The 12,943-nt window shown below is 73.0% G+C and carries 11 protein-coding genes; 3 read left to right on the plus strand and 8 right to left on the minus strand.

Going from position 1 to position 12,943, the window contains the following annotated elements:
* Positions 1–45 precede the first annotated feature (45 nt).
* Entirely contained in the window at positions 46–549 is a 504-nt protein-coding gene (locus tag IE267_RS04600) for a GNAT family N-acetyltransferase (RefSeq protein ID WP_189762239.1), read from the plus strand.
* Between the two features lie 123 nt (positions 550–672).
* On the opposite strand, the gene IE267_RS04605 is transcribed toward IE267_RS04600, so the two are convergent.
* The 4 genes from IE267_RS04605 to IE267_RS04620 all read right to left on the minus strand — a co-directional run bounded on the left by IE267_RS04605 (position 673) and on the right by IE267_RS04620 (position 5,113).
* Positions 673–1,794, minus strand: coding sequence for a DUF2330 domain-containing protein (locus IE267_RS04605; protein WP_189762240.1), 1,122 nt, complete (start codon positions 1,792–1,794; stop codon positions 673–675).
* A gap of 99 nt (positions 1,795–1,893) precedes the next feature.
* Positions 1,894–2,613 (minus strand): pyridoxamine 5'-phosphate oxidase family protein, encoded by a 720-nt coding sequence (locus tag IE267_RS04610; RefSeq protein ID WP_189762241.1) that lies wholly within the window; start codon positions 2,611–2,613, stop codon positions 1,894–1,896.
* Positions 2,614–2,830: 217 nt separating this feature from the next.
* Complete coding sequence (locus IE267_RS04615; RefSeq protein WP_189762242.1) at positions 2,831–3,781, minus strand: phosphotransferase family protein; 951 nt, start codon at positions 3,779–3,781, stop codon at positions 2,831–2,833.
* An 84-nt stretch (positions 3,782–3,865) separates the two neighbouring features.
* A complete protein-coding gene (locus IE267_RS04620; protein WP_167153541.1) occupies positions 3,866–5,113 on the minus strand; it encodes a cytochrome P450 in 1,248 nt (415 codons plus the stop codon).
* A gap of 237 nt (positions 5,114–5,350) precedes the next feature.
* On the opposite strand from IE267_RS04620, the gene IE267_RS04625 reads away from it, so the two are divergent.
* Both IE267_RS04625 and IE267_RS04630 read left to right on the plus strand, forming a co-directional pair.
* Positions 5,351–6,520 (plus strand): steroid 3-ketoacyl-CoA thiolase, encoded by a 1,170-nt coding sequence (locus IE267_RS04625; protein ID WP_189762243.1) that lies wholly within the window; start codon positions 5,351–5,353, stop codon positions 6,518–6,520.
* A gap of 616 nt (positions 6,521–7,136) precedes the next feature.
* Positions 7,137–8,396 carry an alpha/beta fold hydrolase family protein gene (locus IE267_RS04630; RefSeq protein WP_229860718.1) on the plus strand — a complete coding sequence of 420 codons (1,260 nt, stop codon included), beginning with the start codon at positions 7,137–7,139 and terminating at the stop codon, positions 8,394–8,396.
* On the opposite strand, the gene IE267_RS04635 is transcribed toward IE267_RS04630, so the two are convergent.
* The 4 genes from IE267_RS04635 to IE267_RS04650 all read right to left on the minus strand — a co-directional run bounded on the left by IE267_RS04635 (position 8,342) and on the right by IE267_RS04650 (position 12,941).
* Positions 8,342–8,740, minus strand: a complete 399-nt coding sequence (locus IE267_RS04635; RefSeq protein WP_506417143.1) for a lytic transglycosylase domain-containing protein — start codon at positions 8,738–8,740, stop codon at positions 8,342–8,344. The genes IE267_RS04630 and IE267_RS04635 overlap by 55 nt on opposite strands.
* A 330-nt stretch (positions 8,741–9,070) precedes the next feature.
* Positions 9,071–9,943 (minus strand): ECF transporter S component, encoded by an 873-nt coding sequence (locus IE267_RS04640; RefSeq protein ID WP_189762244.1) that lies wholly within the window; start codon positions 9,941–9,943, stop codon positions 9,071–9,073.
* Complete coding sequence (locus IE267_RS04645; RefSeq protein WP_189762245.1) at positions 9,940–11,661, minus strand: ABC transporter ATP-binding protein; 1,722 nt, start codon at positions 11,659–11,661, stop codon at positions 9,940–9,942. Before IE267_RS04645 ends, IE267_RS04640 begins: the two co-directional genes overlap by 4 nt.
* A complete protein-coding gene (locus IE267_RS04650) occupies positions 11,658–12,941 on the minus strand; it encodes an energy-coupling factor transporter transmembrane component T (protein ID WP_189762246.1) in 1,284 nt (427 codons plus the stop codon). Before IE267_RS04650 ends, IE267_RS04645 begins: the two co-directional genes overlap by 4 nt.
* Positions 12,942–12,943 lie beyond the last annotated feature (2 nt).

Here is a 12,943-nt window from a genome sequence, read left to right on the forward strand (position 1 = left end):
TTAATTGGGTGGCGAGGACGGGGCGGCCCGGGATAGGCAGTGGCCATGAGTTGGATCATGGCCGTCGAGCGGCCCGACACCCCCGACGCGAGCGTGCTGCGGCGCGACTACTACGACGAGGTGGCGAGCCGGTGGTACGGCAGACCGGCCACCTCCGAGGAGATCGAGCGGGGACTCACCGACGACGGCGCGGACCGGCTCCGGTCGCCGACGGGTGACTTCGTGGTCGGCCGGTACGAAGGGCGGCCGGCCGCGTGCGGGGGCGTCCTGCTGTGTGCCGAGGCCCCCGTGATCGACGGTACGGCCCCGGCGACGGCCGAGCTCACCCGCGTCTACGTCCGCCCCTTCGCACGCGGGACCGGGGGCGGCGGGGCGCTGCTCATGGCCCTGGAGGACGCGGCTCGGCGCCTCGGCGCACGGCGGATCGCCCTGGACACGCGGCACGATCTGGTCGAGGCGCGCGGGCTCTACGCGAAGCACGGCTATCGCGAGGTGGCGCCCTACAGCGAGGGCCCCTACAGCGAGCGCTGGTTCGCCAAGGAATTGTGAGGGCTCACCCCTCCAACCCCGCTTCCGGCCGCGGGCCGTGGGGCCGGTCGCGCAGTTCCCCGCGCCCTCGAACCCGCTCCCTTCCGCCCGCCGTGCGTGGCTCGCGCGCGGTCCGCCGCGCCCCTAAACGCCCGGGGTACGGGCGGCTTCGGCCCGGGCGCCGGCCCTCCGGCGGCGTGAAGCGGCGGCGCCCCCGGCCGCGGCCGGCAGCACCAGCAGGCCGCCGCCCACCGTGAGCAGCCAGGCCGGGACCCCGCCCACCGTCGTCAACTCGTCGGTGTACCGGACTCGTTGGAAGGGGGCGTCATCGGCGGCCGCCCTCAGTTCGTGGTCGCCGGTGATGAGGGAGGGCTTCGGGAAGGTCTGGGTCAGGGCGGTCAGATAGACCGGGGCGGCCCGGCCGGTCAGGTCGCCGAGCGCACCCGAAGGATGCTCGACCCGGCCCGCGAACAGCGTCTCGGGCGCCGGGCCGCCGATCGCGGAGGCCGTCTCCATGCGGTGGCCGGACAGGACGTACAGGTTCAGGATCTGCGGCGTCCTCGCCTGCCGGGACAGCCGCATCGGGTAGACGGCGCGGTCGCTCGCGAAGGTCAGGCTCAGCGGGTCGAGGGGGCCGCCCAGGGTGCGCCCCGCCTGGTCGGGGGCCAGCCGGATCGCCACGTACTCCCACTTCTGCTCGACGTAGGGCCGCAGTTCGGTGGCGAGCGCGGGCGGGAGCCGGAAGCCGTTGCGGGCCAGCCAGTCGCGCAGCGCCGTCGGGTCGGAGGCGGTGAGACGGGCGACGTCGAAGGGGCCGAGCCGCTCGCGGCCGACCACCTCGACGGGAGGCGTCGCCCCGGCCCGTGGCGCGCCGTCGCCCACGCCGCGCTCCTCGGCGAACGGCCAGTCGCCGTCCCGGGGCCAGAAGTACGAGTGGGTGCGGTGCACCGGCGCGGAGAGCCCTTCGAGCTGGTCGAACAGGGCGCGGTCGCCGAGCTTCACGGTGGCCCGACTCGGCACCGGCATGATCCAGGCGGCTCGGGGCGCGTTCCCGTCGACGGTGAGCCGCATCACGATCTGCTCGGTGTGCCCGTCCCAGCGCACCACGGACGTCTCCTGACGCACACTCAGCTGACGCCCGCTCTGCGGCACCATCGCCCCGCAGCCGCACGCGTACGCCGGCGCCACCAGGGAACCCAGTTGCAGCGCCACCAGCGCGAGCGCCACCAGGAGCGCCCGCCGCCAGTGTCCTTGACCGTCCCGCATGTCCGCGTCCCCCGTGTGATCGACTGCCGGGAGCTACGACGGCGCCGCGGGACCGGCGGTTCCGCCCGTACGGCTGTGTCCGTTACGGGCCGGCCGCGGTCAGCTGCCGGGCGTGCCGCCGCCCAGGGCCGCGACATGGCCCGGGACCGGGATGCCGGTGGGCAGCGCCGGATCGGCCTCGGGCGTCCCGAACGAGGTGCGCACCGGCACGACCCCGGCCCACAGGCCGAGCTCCCCGTCGGGCCCGTCAGCGTCGTCGGGCGGGCCCGATGCCGTCTTGACGGATGCCTCGTCGAGGGGCAGGGCGAGCAGTGAAGTAGCTGCCAGTTCCTTGGAGTTGGGGCGCCGGGCGTAGTCCCACTGACCGGGTGCGCAGTGCTCGGTCAGGACCTTGAGCCCGTGCAGGAGCTCGTCGCCGTCGGTGATGAGCCGGGGCACGGCGTACACCATCGCGCTGCGGTAGTTGACGCCGTGCTCGAACACCGAGCGTGCGAGCACGAGCCCGTCGATGTGCGTGACGGTCACACAGACCTCGGCCTCGGGCGCCCGCACGATGCTGCGGCTGGCGACGGACCCGTGCACGAACAGCGTCCGGGTCGCGAAGTCCACTCCGTACACCGTCGGAACCACCATCGGGGTGCCGTCGACGACGACCCCGAGGTGGCACACGAAGCCGCCCCGCAGGATCGCGTCGAGGTCGGCGACCCGCGTACTGCCCTGCTCGCGGAGCCGCCGGTGCCGGGTCCGCTCGGTGACACCCAGCTCTGCCGAATCTGCCGATGCCTGCCGGGGCTGCTGATCCGGTTGGTGTACGTCCATTTTCCTGCCGATTCCGTCGCGATATGGGGGCAGTGCAACTGTTTCAGCAGGGAGGGGTGGGCATCAAGGGCTTTCGGTCCCCGATGCGATGCGATGCGATGCGATGCGATGCGATGCGCAGGGGTGGACGCAGGCGGGGCGGCGGCCAGGGCTCAGGGGTCGGGGGCAGAGGGCCAGGGCTGGGGGCTCAGGGGTCGGGTGGGCCAGAGCTGCGGGCTCAGGGCGCGAGGTCGAGGACGGCCTGGAGGTAGTCCTCCAGGCGTGCCCCGACGACACCCGGTGCGAGGTCGGTGCGGCCGAGCGTGCGCCAGGGGACGGCGACCTTCTCGGCGTCCGGGGCGAAGGCGAGCGCGTCCAGGAGCAGCCAGTGGACCAGGTCACGCCGGTCGGGCGAGAGCCGGCCGCCCGCGGCGAGGTACTGCCCGGGGAAGGCGAGGCCCGCCGGGACGCCGTAGAGCAGTGCGAGATTGGTCGAGCAGTGGGCCACGTCGAGGTCGGCCGGGCCCCAGGACGTCTCGACCCAGTCGACCACGCCGCTGATGTGCGGGTCGGCCCCGTCACCGGTGAACAGGACGTTGCCGGGGTGGAAGTCGCGGTGCAGGAAGACCGGCCGGTGGGCGGGCGGGCCGTGCCGGATGACGTCGACGGCGCGCCGCCAGAGGTCGGGCCGGCGGGTGGCTTCGGGAATCCGGACGCTTCCGGGAGAGGTCCAGGGCTCGTAGGTGCGCGGCCGGTGGGCCTCGTCGACCTCGATGCGGTGGATGTCTAGGAGCTGCCGGGCCAGCAGCGGCGCGCGCCGGTCGGCGCCCGGCGGGTCGATGCGCACCTCGCCCGGCAGCAGCGACATGAGCAGCGAGGGGTGGTCGCAGTACGCCCCCTCGGGGTCGACGGCGATGAGCTCGGCGCCGGGCACGCCGGTGCGGGCGAGGAGCGTCAGGACGTCCGCCTCACGCCGGAGCAGCCCGGGGGCGGCCCGGGCGTAGAACTCCTTGACGAAGGAGCGGAGCACCACGGACCGCGGCCGCTCGCCGCCCACGGACAGGCGCCGCATCTCGGAGGTCCAGCCGCCGTGCAGCGCGACCGCCCCCTCCACGGGCGCGCCCACGTTCTTCTCCACCCAGCGCCGGGTGGTGTCCCAACTCGGCCTCGGACCAGTCCCATTGATCATGGGGCCGAGGGTAGCGAGTGCCCGGGAGGAGACAGGGGCGGGGCGTAGGGGGACGGCCCCTGCCTCCCGGTTCCGGGTGGCGGGTCAGTCGCGTGTCACCTGGAGACCCTTGATGCCGTTCAGCCAGGCCGAGCGCAGTCGGCGGGGATCGCCCGCGAGGCGCAGGTCGGGCAGGACGTCGGCGATCGCGTTGAAGATCAGGTTGATTTCGAGCACGGCCAGGGACTTGCCGAGGCAGAAGTGCGGGCCCCCGCCGCCGAAGCCGAGGTGGGGGTTGGGGTCGCGGGTGATGTCGAAGCGGTGCGGCTCCTCGAAGACCTCGGGGTCGTTGTTGGCCGAGGAGTAGAAGATGCCGACGCGGTCGCCCGCCTTGATCTTCTGGCCGCCCAGTTCGGTGTCCTGGGTCGCCGTACGCTGGAAGGCGACGACCGGGGTGGCCCAGCGCACGATCTCCTCGGCGGCGGTCGCCGGGCGCTCGCGCTTGTAGAGCTCCCACTGCTCGGGATGGGTCAGGAAGGCGTGCATGCCGTGGCTGATCGCGTTGCGGGTCGTCTCGTTGCCGGCCACCGCGAGCAGGATCACGAAGAAGCCGAACTCGTCGGAGAGCAGATTGCCCTCGCCCTCGGCCGCCACCAGCTGCGAGACGATGTCCTTGGCCGGGCACTCCTTGCGGGCGGCCGCGAGGTTCATCGCGTACGACACCAGCTCCATCGCCGCCTCGGCGCCGATCTCCTCGGTGATCGCGTACTCCGGATCGTCGTACGCCGCCATCTTGTTGGACCAGTCGAAGATCTTGGTCCGGTCCTCCTGGGGGACGCCGATCAGCTCGGCGATGGCCTGGAGGGGGAGTTCGACGGCGATGTTGGTGACGAAGTCGAAGGTGCCGTTGTTCTTGTCGGCCTCCGCGAGCGCCGCGTCCACGATGGAGCGGGCACGGTCGCGCAGTGCGCCCTCCAGGGAGCGGATGGCGCGCGGGGTGAAGCCGCGCTGGACGATCTGGCGGACCCGGGTGTGCTCGGGCGGGTCCATGTTCAGCATGATCAGCTTCTGTACGTCGATCTGCTCGCGGCTGATCGACTCGTTGAAGCGGATCACCGCGGTGTTGGTGGTGGAGGAGAACAACTCCGGGTGCGTGGACACGTACTTGACGTCGGCGTGCCGCGTCACCGCCCAGTAGCCGTCGTCCTGGAAGCCGGAGATGCCGGTCGGCTGGGCGCACCACCACACCGGGGCGGTCCCGCGCAGCTCGGCGAACTCCGGGTGCGGTACGCGGGATTGGAGCAGGTCGGGGTCGGTGAAGTCGAACCCGTCGGGCAGGTGGGGGCAACGCATCGGCCACTCCATGTCTGACGGTCCATCAGAAGTTGTCCGAAAGGTAGTAACGGGTTCTACAACAAGCAAGGCTCGCGGCAGCATCTGTTGCCCACTGAACTCCCCACGCGGGGCGTGCACAACCCTTGCGTACCCGGGGTAGCTCTCATAAGACTGCACTCAGAACTAGAACGCGTATCAGTTCGTGGCCGTGCGGTGCCGGGACACCCAGCGGCTGTGTCAGGAGAGGACGAGCTCATGGCCGCGGAACCCGTCATCGTCGAAGCCGTACGCACGCCCATCGGCAAGCGCGGAGGCGCGCTCGCCAATCTGCACCCCGCCTATCTGCTCGGCGAGACCTACCGCGAACTCCTCGGCCGCACCGGCATCCACGCCGACTGCGTCGAACAGATCGTCGGCGGTACGGTCACGCACGCCGGCGAGCAGTCCATGAACCCGGCGCGCAACGCCTGGCTCGCGGTGGGGCTGCCGTACGAGACCGCCGCGACCACCGTCGACTGCCAGTGCGGATCGTCGCAACAGGCGAGCCACATGGTCGCGAACATGATCGCGGCGGGGGTCATCGACGTCGGCATCAGCTGCGGGGTCGAGGCGATGTCACGGGTGCCGCTCGGCTCCGGCTCCAAGCACGGCCCCGGCAAGCCGTGGCCCGACGAGTGGAACGTGGACCTGCCGAACCAGTTCGAGGCGGCCGAGCGGATCGCCCGCAACCGGGGGCTGACCCGGGAGCGCGTCGACTCCCTCGGCCTCCTGTCGCAGGAGCGGGCGGCCGTCGCCTGGAGCGAGGAGCGCTTCAAACGGGAGACGTTCGCCGTGCAGGTGCCCACGACGGAGGAGGAGCAGGCCGCCGGGCAGGGCATGTGGCGGCTCGTCGACCGTGACGAGGGCCTGCGCGACACGTCCATGGAGGCGCTCGGGCGCCTCAAGCCGGTCATGCCGACGGCGGTGCACACGGCGGGCAACTCCTCGCAGATATCGGACGGTTCGGCCGCCATCATGTGGGCCTCCAAGCGGATGGCCCGGGCGCTGAAGCTCAAGCCCCGGGCGCGGATCGTGGCGCAGGCGCTGGTCGGGTCCGACCCGCACTTCCACCTCGACGGGCCGATCGACGCGACGCGGGCGGTCCTGGGGAAGGCGGGGATGTCCCTGCGGGACATCGACCTCGTCGAGATCAACGAGGCGTTCGCTTCCGTGGTGTTGAGCTGGGCGCAGGTCTTCGAGCAGGACCTGGAGAAGGTGAACGTGAACGGGGGTGCGATCGCACTCGGGCATCCGGTCGGGGCGACCGGGGCTCGTCTCATCGCGACGGCGTTGCACGAGCTGGAGCGGCGGGACAAGGAGTTCGCGCTGGTCACGATGTGCGCGGGTGGGGCGCTGGCTACGGCCACGATTCTGCAGCGCCTGTAGGGGGGTTTGCCCACCCGCCCGCCCGTTGCGCGGGGTTGGTTGGTTCCGGGCCTCCCCGGGGCTGCGCCCCGGATCCCTGCGGGGGCTTCGCCCCCTGGGGGTTTGCCCACCCGCCCGCCCGTTGCGCGGGGTTGGTTGGTTCCGGGCCCCCCGGGGCTGCGCCCCGGATTCCTGCGGGGGCTTCGCCCTCTGCCCCCCGGGGCTGCGCCCCGGATTCCTGCGGGGGCTTCGCCCTCTGCCCCCCGGGGCTGCGCCCCGGGCCTCTACGGGCTCGGGGGCCGTTCGTGCCTGGGAGGGTGTCCGTCTGGAACGGGCCGGGCCGAGGGACCCCATGACGGGCTGGGCATGTCCGTGTCGGGCCGTGCCGAGGGCGAGGTCTTCAGGGGCGCGGGGAACTGCGCGACCAGCCACGCACGGTCCGCGGACGGACACATGGGGCCCGGGGGCGCAGCCCCCGGAGGCCCAGCCGTACCTTCTTGTCCCGGCGTGTTTCGGGGAGGGGCCGGAACCGGGGTCTGGGGCGCAGCCCCAGTGTCCGGAGGGGTGGGCCCAGGCCCCCTCCTGGGCGGGGGGTGGCCGGATGTCGCCGGGGGGCGGCGCCGCCTACGTTCGGGGGATGGTAAAGGCAATCGTATGGCTCGCAGGCGCAACTACCCTGCTCGCAGGGGGAGTTGGGGGCAACGCCCCCGCCGCCCCGGCCCGCCCCGCCCCGCGGGGCGCCCTCGTCTCGGTCGAGGCCGTGTCCACCCGCACCCCCACCCAGGTCGCCGAGTTCCTCGCAGCGGCCGGCATCGACAGCACCGAGGTCCGCTACGGCGTACGCGGATACCGGCTGACGTACCGCACGATCACCCCGCAGGGAACCCGCACCACCGCCACCGGCCTGCTCGTGCTGCCCGACGACGGCCGCCGGACCCGGCTCGACCTCGTCGCGGACACCCACGGCACCATGGTCGACCGCGACTACGCGCCCTCCGCCGCCGAGGACGACGGACGGCTGTCGCCGTATCTGCACGCGTCCGTCGGGCGGGCCGTCGCCGCGCCCGACTACCTGGGGCTCGGCGCGGGGCCCGGACGGCACCCGTACATGGACACCGCCTCCGGCGTGTCCGCCTCGCTCGACATGCTGCGGGCCGCCCGCACCGCCGCCCGCGAGCTGGGGCGCCCGCTGACCGGGGACGTGTACGGGACCGGGTTCTCGCAGGGCGGCCAGGTCGCCATGGCGCTCGGCCGGGCGCTGAGCCGGGGCGCGGACGCGCACTTCCGGCTGAAGGCACTCGCGCCGGTGTCGGGGCCGTACGACATCGCGGGGCAGGAGATGCCCGGGCTCTTCGACGGGCGGGTGAACGACACCAGCGGGGTGCTGTACCTGGCGTACTGGCTCACCGCGCAGAACCGCCTGCACCCCTTGTACCAGGACCCGGGCGAGGCCTTCCGGGAGCCGTACGCCCGGGTCGTCGAGGGGCTCATCGACACCCGTCACACCACGGAGGAGGTGCTCGGGGCGCTGCCCGGGACGGTGGAGGAGCTGCTCACGCCCGGGTTCTACGCGCGGCTCCAGCGGCCCCGCGGCGCCCTGCTCGACGCCATGCGGGACAACGACCGCACCTGCGACTGGAAGCCCGACGTGCCGGTCCGCCTCTACACCGCGAGCGGCGACACCGACGTACCGATGGGCAACACGCTCAGCTGCGCCCGGCGGCTGGCCGGACACGGGAAGAAGGCCCCGGTGACCGACCAGGGAGCGGTCGATCACAACGGGGCCTTCAGGAAGTCGGTGCCGCAGATCGTGCGGCTCTTCGACTCCGTTGCCGGTACGGCTCAGTACCAGCTGTTCTGCTGCCAGAAGTTCCAGGCGCCACACGGGCTGCCGTAGCGGTCGTTCATGTAGTTCAGGCCCCACTTGATCTGGGTGGCCGGGTTGGACTTCCAGTCGGCACCGGCGGAGGCCATCTTCGAGCCGGGCAGGGCCTGGACCAGGCCGTAGGCGCCGGAGGAGGAGTTGGTGGCGGACGGGTTCCAGCCGGACTCGTGGGTCACGATCTTGCTGAAGCACTGGAACTGGTCGGACGGCATCATCTGCTGCGCGATCGTCTTGGCGCTCGTCGGTGCGGCCTGAGCCGGGACGGCGGCCATGGCGATGCCGGAGGCGGCCAGCAGCGTGGCGCCGGCGGCGGCGATGGACTTCTTGCGAGCGGAGATGCGAGCGGCGAAAGACAACACGAAACCTAACTTCGGGGACATGGGGGTCGCACACCGCCGGAGGTTCAAGGACCTCCTTGGCGAGGGAACCCGATGTGAGTGGCCCGTGTGTGGACCGTGCGGTTCCGGCGACTCGAACAGTTGTAACCGGGTCGCCCAGGGGTCCGCAATCACCCCATTTACTAGTGGGAGTCGCATGGGGGGTGGAACGTCCCCGGGGGTGTAAGGGATACATAAGTCCAGGTCAACGCCGCTGCGGAAGGGCCTCTGGATCATGGCTGTGGGCCCCTATTCCGCCTCGTAGAGGACGAAGGTCCTGTGGGCCGCCTCACCCCGGAGGGACCCTTTTCAGGCCTCGAATGTGACCTGGGCCTCGAAGGCGGCACGCCTCGTCGCGCGTCGCAGCGCCTTCAGGACGGTCGCGCCGAGCGTCAGGGTCAGCACCACCGTGAGCGCCGCCCGGCCCAGGTCCCAGCCGAGCGAGGTGGCCGCGCAGTACGCGAAGAAGCGGACCAGGTTGTCGGACAGCGGGGCGCCGGGCTGGAAGGAGACGCCCGAGGACATTCCGCCGATGAAGGTCCAGCCCTGGAGGTTCATGACCGTGCCGTACGCGAACGAGGCGAGCGCGCCGTAGAGCGCGAGCAGGACCAGCTCGGCCCGGCCGCGCAGCCGGTGCGGGCCGGGCAGCAGGCCCGCCCCCATCGTGAACCAGCCCATCGCGAGCATCTGGAACGGCATCCACGGGCCGACCCCGCCGGTCAGCAGGGCGGAGGCGAACATCGTGACCGAGCCGAGTACGAAGCCGAAGCCCGGTCCGAGGACCCGGCCGCTCAGCACCATCAGGAAGAACATCGGCTCCAGTCCCGCCGTGCCCGCGCCCAGCGGGCGCAGCGCCGCCCCGACCGCGGCCAGCACGCCGAGCATCGCGACGGCCTTGGCGTCCATGCCGTCGTCGGCGATCGTGGCGACCACCACACCCACCAGGAGCGGGAGCAGCGCGGCGAAGAGCCAGGGGGCGTCCCGGGCGTGGGCGAGGCCGGAGTCCGCGTCTGCGAGCAGCGGCCAGCCGAAGGCCGCGATGCCGATGAGGGTGATGAGGGAGAGGGCCACCACCGCGCGGGGGCCCAGGCGGATGGCCCGGGCCACCTTCGTGACGTCCTGGCTCGTGGGGCTCGTGGGGCTCGTGGAGGTCGTGGGGCTCGTGGGGCGAATGGGGCTCATGAAAGGGCCTCGCGTACCTGCGCGACGGTGAGCCAGTGCTGGGGGGCCAGGACCTTGGCGACCTGGGGGGCGAAGGCGGGCGAGGAGACGACGACCTCGGCGGTCGGGCCGTCCGCGACGACCTCGCCGCCCGCGAGGATCACCACCCGGTGGGCGAGCTCGGCGGCCAGCTCCACGTCATGGGTGGCGAGCACGATCGCGTGCCCCTCGGCGGCCAGTGCGCGCAGCACGGTGACCAGGCGTGCCTTCGCCGCGTAGTCCAGGCCCCGGGTCGGCTCGTCCAGGAGGAGCAGAGGCGGGCGGCCGGTCAGGACGATCGCCAACGCGAGGGCGAGGCGCTGGCCCTCGGACAGGTCACGGGGGTGCGTGTCGTCCCGTACGCCCGGGAGCAGCGTGGACACCAGCTCGCGGCAGGTTCCGGGAGCGGCCCCGGCGTCCTGGTCCGCGGCGGCGCACTCCGCGGCGACGGTGTCGGCGTACAGGAGGTCGCGGGGTTCCTGCGGTACGAGGCCGACCTCGCGGATCAGTTCGCGCGGCGGGGTGCGGTGGGGAGTGCGGCCGGACACGGTCACCGCGCCCGAGGTGGGTTCGATCATGCCGACGAGGGTGGCGAGCAGGGTGGACTTGCCGGCGCCGTTGCGCCCCATCAGGGCGATGGTCTCGCCCGGGGTGACGTTCAGGTCCAGGCGGCGCAGCGCCTCGACCCGGCCGCGTCGCACGCCGAGGGCGGTGGCCGTGGCGGTGGCAGCACGGGTGGTGGCCGTCGCCGTTGTGGCGGAGGCGTCGGGGTTGACCGGCGGGCGGCGGAGGAGGGAGGCGAGGGTGCGCTTCGCCGTCGCGGGGCGAGGGGTGGCCGCCCGCGGCCGCTGGGTGCCTTCGGCGGTGGGGGTGCGGGGCGTACGCGTCGACAGCCGCTCGCGCAGGGGGCCCGCCCTGCGGCGGGCGTCCCGGACGGAGAGGGGGAGCGGAGTCCAGTTCGCCAGGTGGCCCAGGGCCACCACCGGGGGGTGGACCGGGGAGACGCGCATGATGTCGGCCGGGGTGCCGAGGACCGGGGCGTCGCCGGGTGCGGGCAGGAGGATGACCTGGTCCGCGTACTGGACCACGCGCTCCAGACGGTGCTCGGCCAGCAGGACGGTCGTGCCGAGATCGTGGACGAGGCGCTGGAGGACCGACAGGACGTCCTCGGCGGCGGCGGGGTCGAGCGCCGACGTCGGCTCGTCCAGGACCAGCACCTTCGGATGCGGCGTGAGGACCGAGCCGATCGCGACGCGCTGCTGCTGGCCGCCGGAGAGGGTGGCGATGGGGCGATCGCGCAGTTCGGCGAGGCCCAGCAGGTCCAGAGTCTCCTCGACGCGGCGGCGCATCACCGCGGGGGCGAGCCCCAACGACTCCATTCCGTAGGCGAGTTCGTCCTCGACGGTGTCGGTGACGAAGTGCGCGAGGGGGTCCTGGCCCACCGTGCCGACCAGGTCGGCGAGTTCGCGCGGCTTGTGGGTGCGGGTGTCGCGGCCGTCCACGGTGACGCGGCCGCGCAGGGTGCCGCCGGTGAAGTGCGGGACGAGCCCGGAGACCGTACCGAGGAGCGTCGACTTGCCGACCCCGGACGGGCCGACCAGCAGCACCAACTCGCCCTCGGGGATGGTCAGTTGCACGTTCCGCAGGGTCGGTTCGGGGGCGGAGTCGTAGGTGACCGAAACGTTCTCGAAGCGGATCACACGGACTCCTTCGGCGGTGCGGGCGGTGCGGGTGGCGCCGGTGGTACGGGCCTTGCGGCCGGCGCGGGCGGTACGGGTGCGACGAATGCGGGGAGCAGGCCGACGAGCAACGAGAGCGCGGGCCACAGCGGCAGGGCCGGTGCGGCGAGGGGGACGACCCCGAGGGTCAGGGCGTCGGAGGCGTGCGCGCCCGCCCGGATCATCAGCGCCGCGACCGCCGCGCCGGAACCGGCCACCAGCCAGGACCGGGTGTCCCAGCGGTCGGGCCGGTAGCGGGTACGGATCTGGCGGCGGCCGCCGAGGCGGAGCCCGGCGAGGGAGGCGGCCATCCCCGCCGCGAGGACGGGGATGCCGTACCCGGCGCCTTCGGAGGCGAGCAGTCCGTACGTCCCCGCGCACACGCCGAGGAGTCCGCCCAGGGTGAGGGCCGTGGTCAAGTGCCGTACGGAAGCGGTCACTTCGGCGGTGCGTCCGTAGCCGCGGGCGTCCATCGAGGCGGCCACCGCGACCGAGCGTTCCAGCGCCCCTTCGAGCACCGGCAGCCCGATCTGGGCGATGGCCCTGATGCCGCCGGTGGGGCGGCCGCGCAGCCGGCGCGCGGTCCGCAGCCGTACGACGTCGGCGACCATGTTCGGCGCGAAGGTCATCGCGACGACCACGGCCACCCCGGCCTCGTACAGGGCTCCGGGCAGCGACTTGAGGAGGCGGGCGGGATTGGCCAGCGCGTTCGCCGCTCCCACGCAGATCAGCAGGGTGGCCAGACGAACGCCGTCGTACAGGGCGAAGAGCATGCCCTCCGCGGTGACCCGGCCGCCGACGCGGATGCCCTTCGCCCAGTCGGGGAGCGGGAGTTCGGGCAGCGTGAACAGGGTGTGGCTGCCGGGGATCGGCGAGCCGAGGACCAGGTTGAAGGCGAGCCGGATGCCGACGACGAACAGGCCGATCTTGATGAACGCGGTGTAGGAGCGGGCCCAGGGGGCGTCGGTCTTGCGGGCGGCCACGACGTATCCGGCGACGCCGACGAGGAGGCCGAGCAGGAGGGGGTTGTTGGTGCGCGACGCGGCCGTGGCGAGACCGAGCGCCCAGAGCCACCAGGCGCCGGGGTGCACGGCGTTGCTCCGGCTCGCGGCGGGCGGGGCCGGTGCGAACCTCCGGCGGGGGCGGGGGGTTGCTCGGGCGGCCGCGGGCCGGTGGGTACCCGCCCGGCCTCCGGCCGGGCCGCTGCCGCCACCGGTACCCGCTGCCGGCCCGCCCTCGGCGCCTTCGTTCTGGGGTGGCATCG

The sequence above is a fragment of the Streptomyces xanthochromogenes genome, from assembly GCF_014650455.1.
In the GTDB taxonomy this organism is placed as follows: Bacteria; Actinomycetota; Actinomycetes; order Streptomycetales; family Streptomycetaceae; genus Streptomyces; species Streptomyces xanthochromogenes.

Excerpts from the sequence above, each read along its gene's own strand:
- IE267_RS04600 (WP_189762239.1), top strand. The coding sequence starts at position 46 with ATGAGTTGGATCATGGCCGTCGAGCGGCCCGACACCCCCGACGCGAGC.
- IE267_RS04605 (WP_189762240.1), bottom strand. The coding sequence starts at position 1,794 with ATGCGGGACGGTCAAGGACACTGGCGGCGGGCGCTCCTGGTGGCGCTC.
- IE267_RS04610 (WP_189762241.1), bottom strand. The coding sequence starts at position 2,613 with ATGGACGTACACCAACCGGATCAGCAGCCCCGGCAGGCATCGGCAGAT.
- IE267_RS04615 (WP_189762242.1), bottom strand. The coding sequence starts at position 3,781 with ATGATCAATGGGACTGGTCCGAGGCCGAGTTGGGACACCACCCGGCGC.
- IE267_RS04620 (WP_167153541.1), bottom strand. The coding sequence starts at position 5,113 with ATGCGTTGCCCCCACCTGCCCGACGGGTTCGACTTCACCGACCCCGAC.
- IE267_RS04625 (WP_189762243.1), top strand. The coding sequence starts at position 5,351 with ATGGCCGCGGAACCCGTCATCGTCGAAGCCGTACGCACGCCCATCGGC.
- IE267_RS04630 (WP_229860718.1), top strand. The coding sequence starts at position 7,137 with ATGGTAAAGGCAATCGTATGGCTCGCAGGCGCAACTACCCTGCTCGCA.
- IE267_RS04640 (WP_189762244.1), bottom strand. The coding sequence starts at position 9,943 with ATGAGCCCCATTCGCCCCACGAGCCCCACGACCTCCACGAGCCCCACG.
- IE267_RS04650 (WP_189762246.1), bottom strand. The coding sequence starts at position 12,941 with ATGCCACCCCAGAACGAAGGCGCCGAGGGCGGGCCGGCAGCGGGTACC.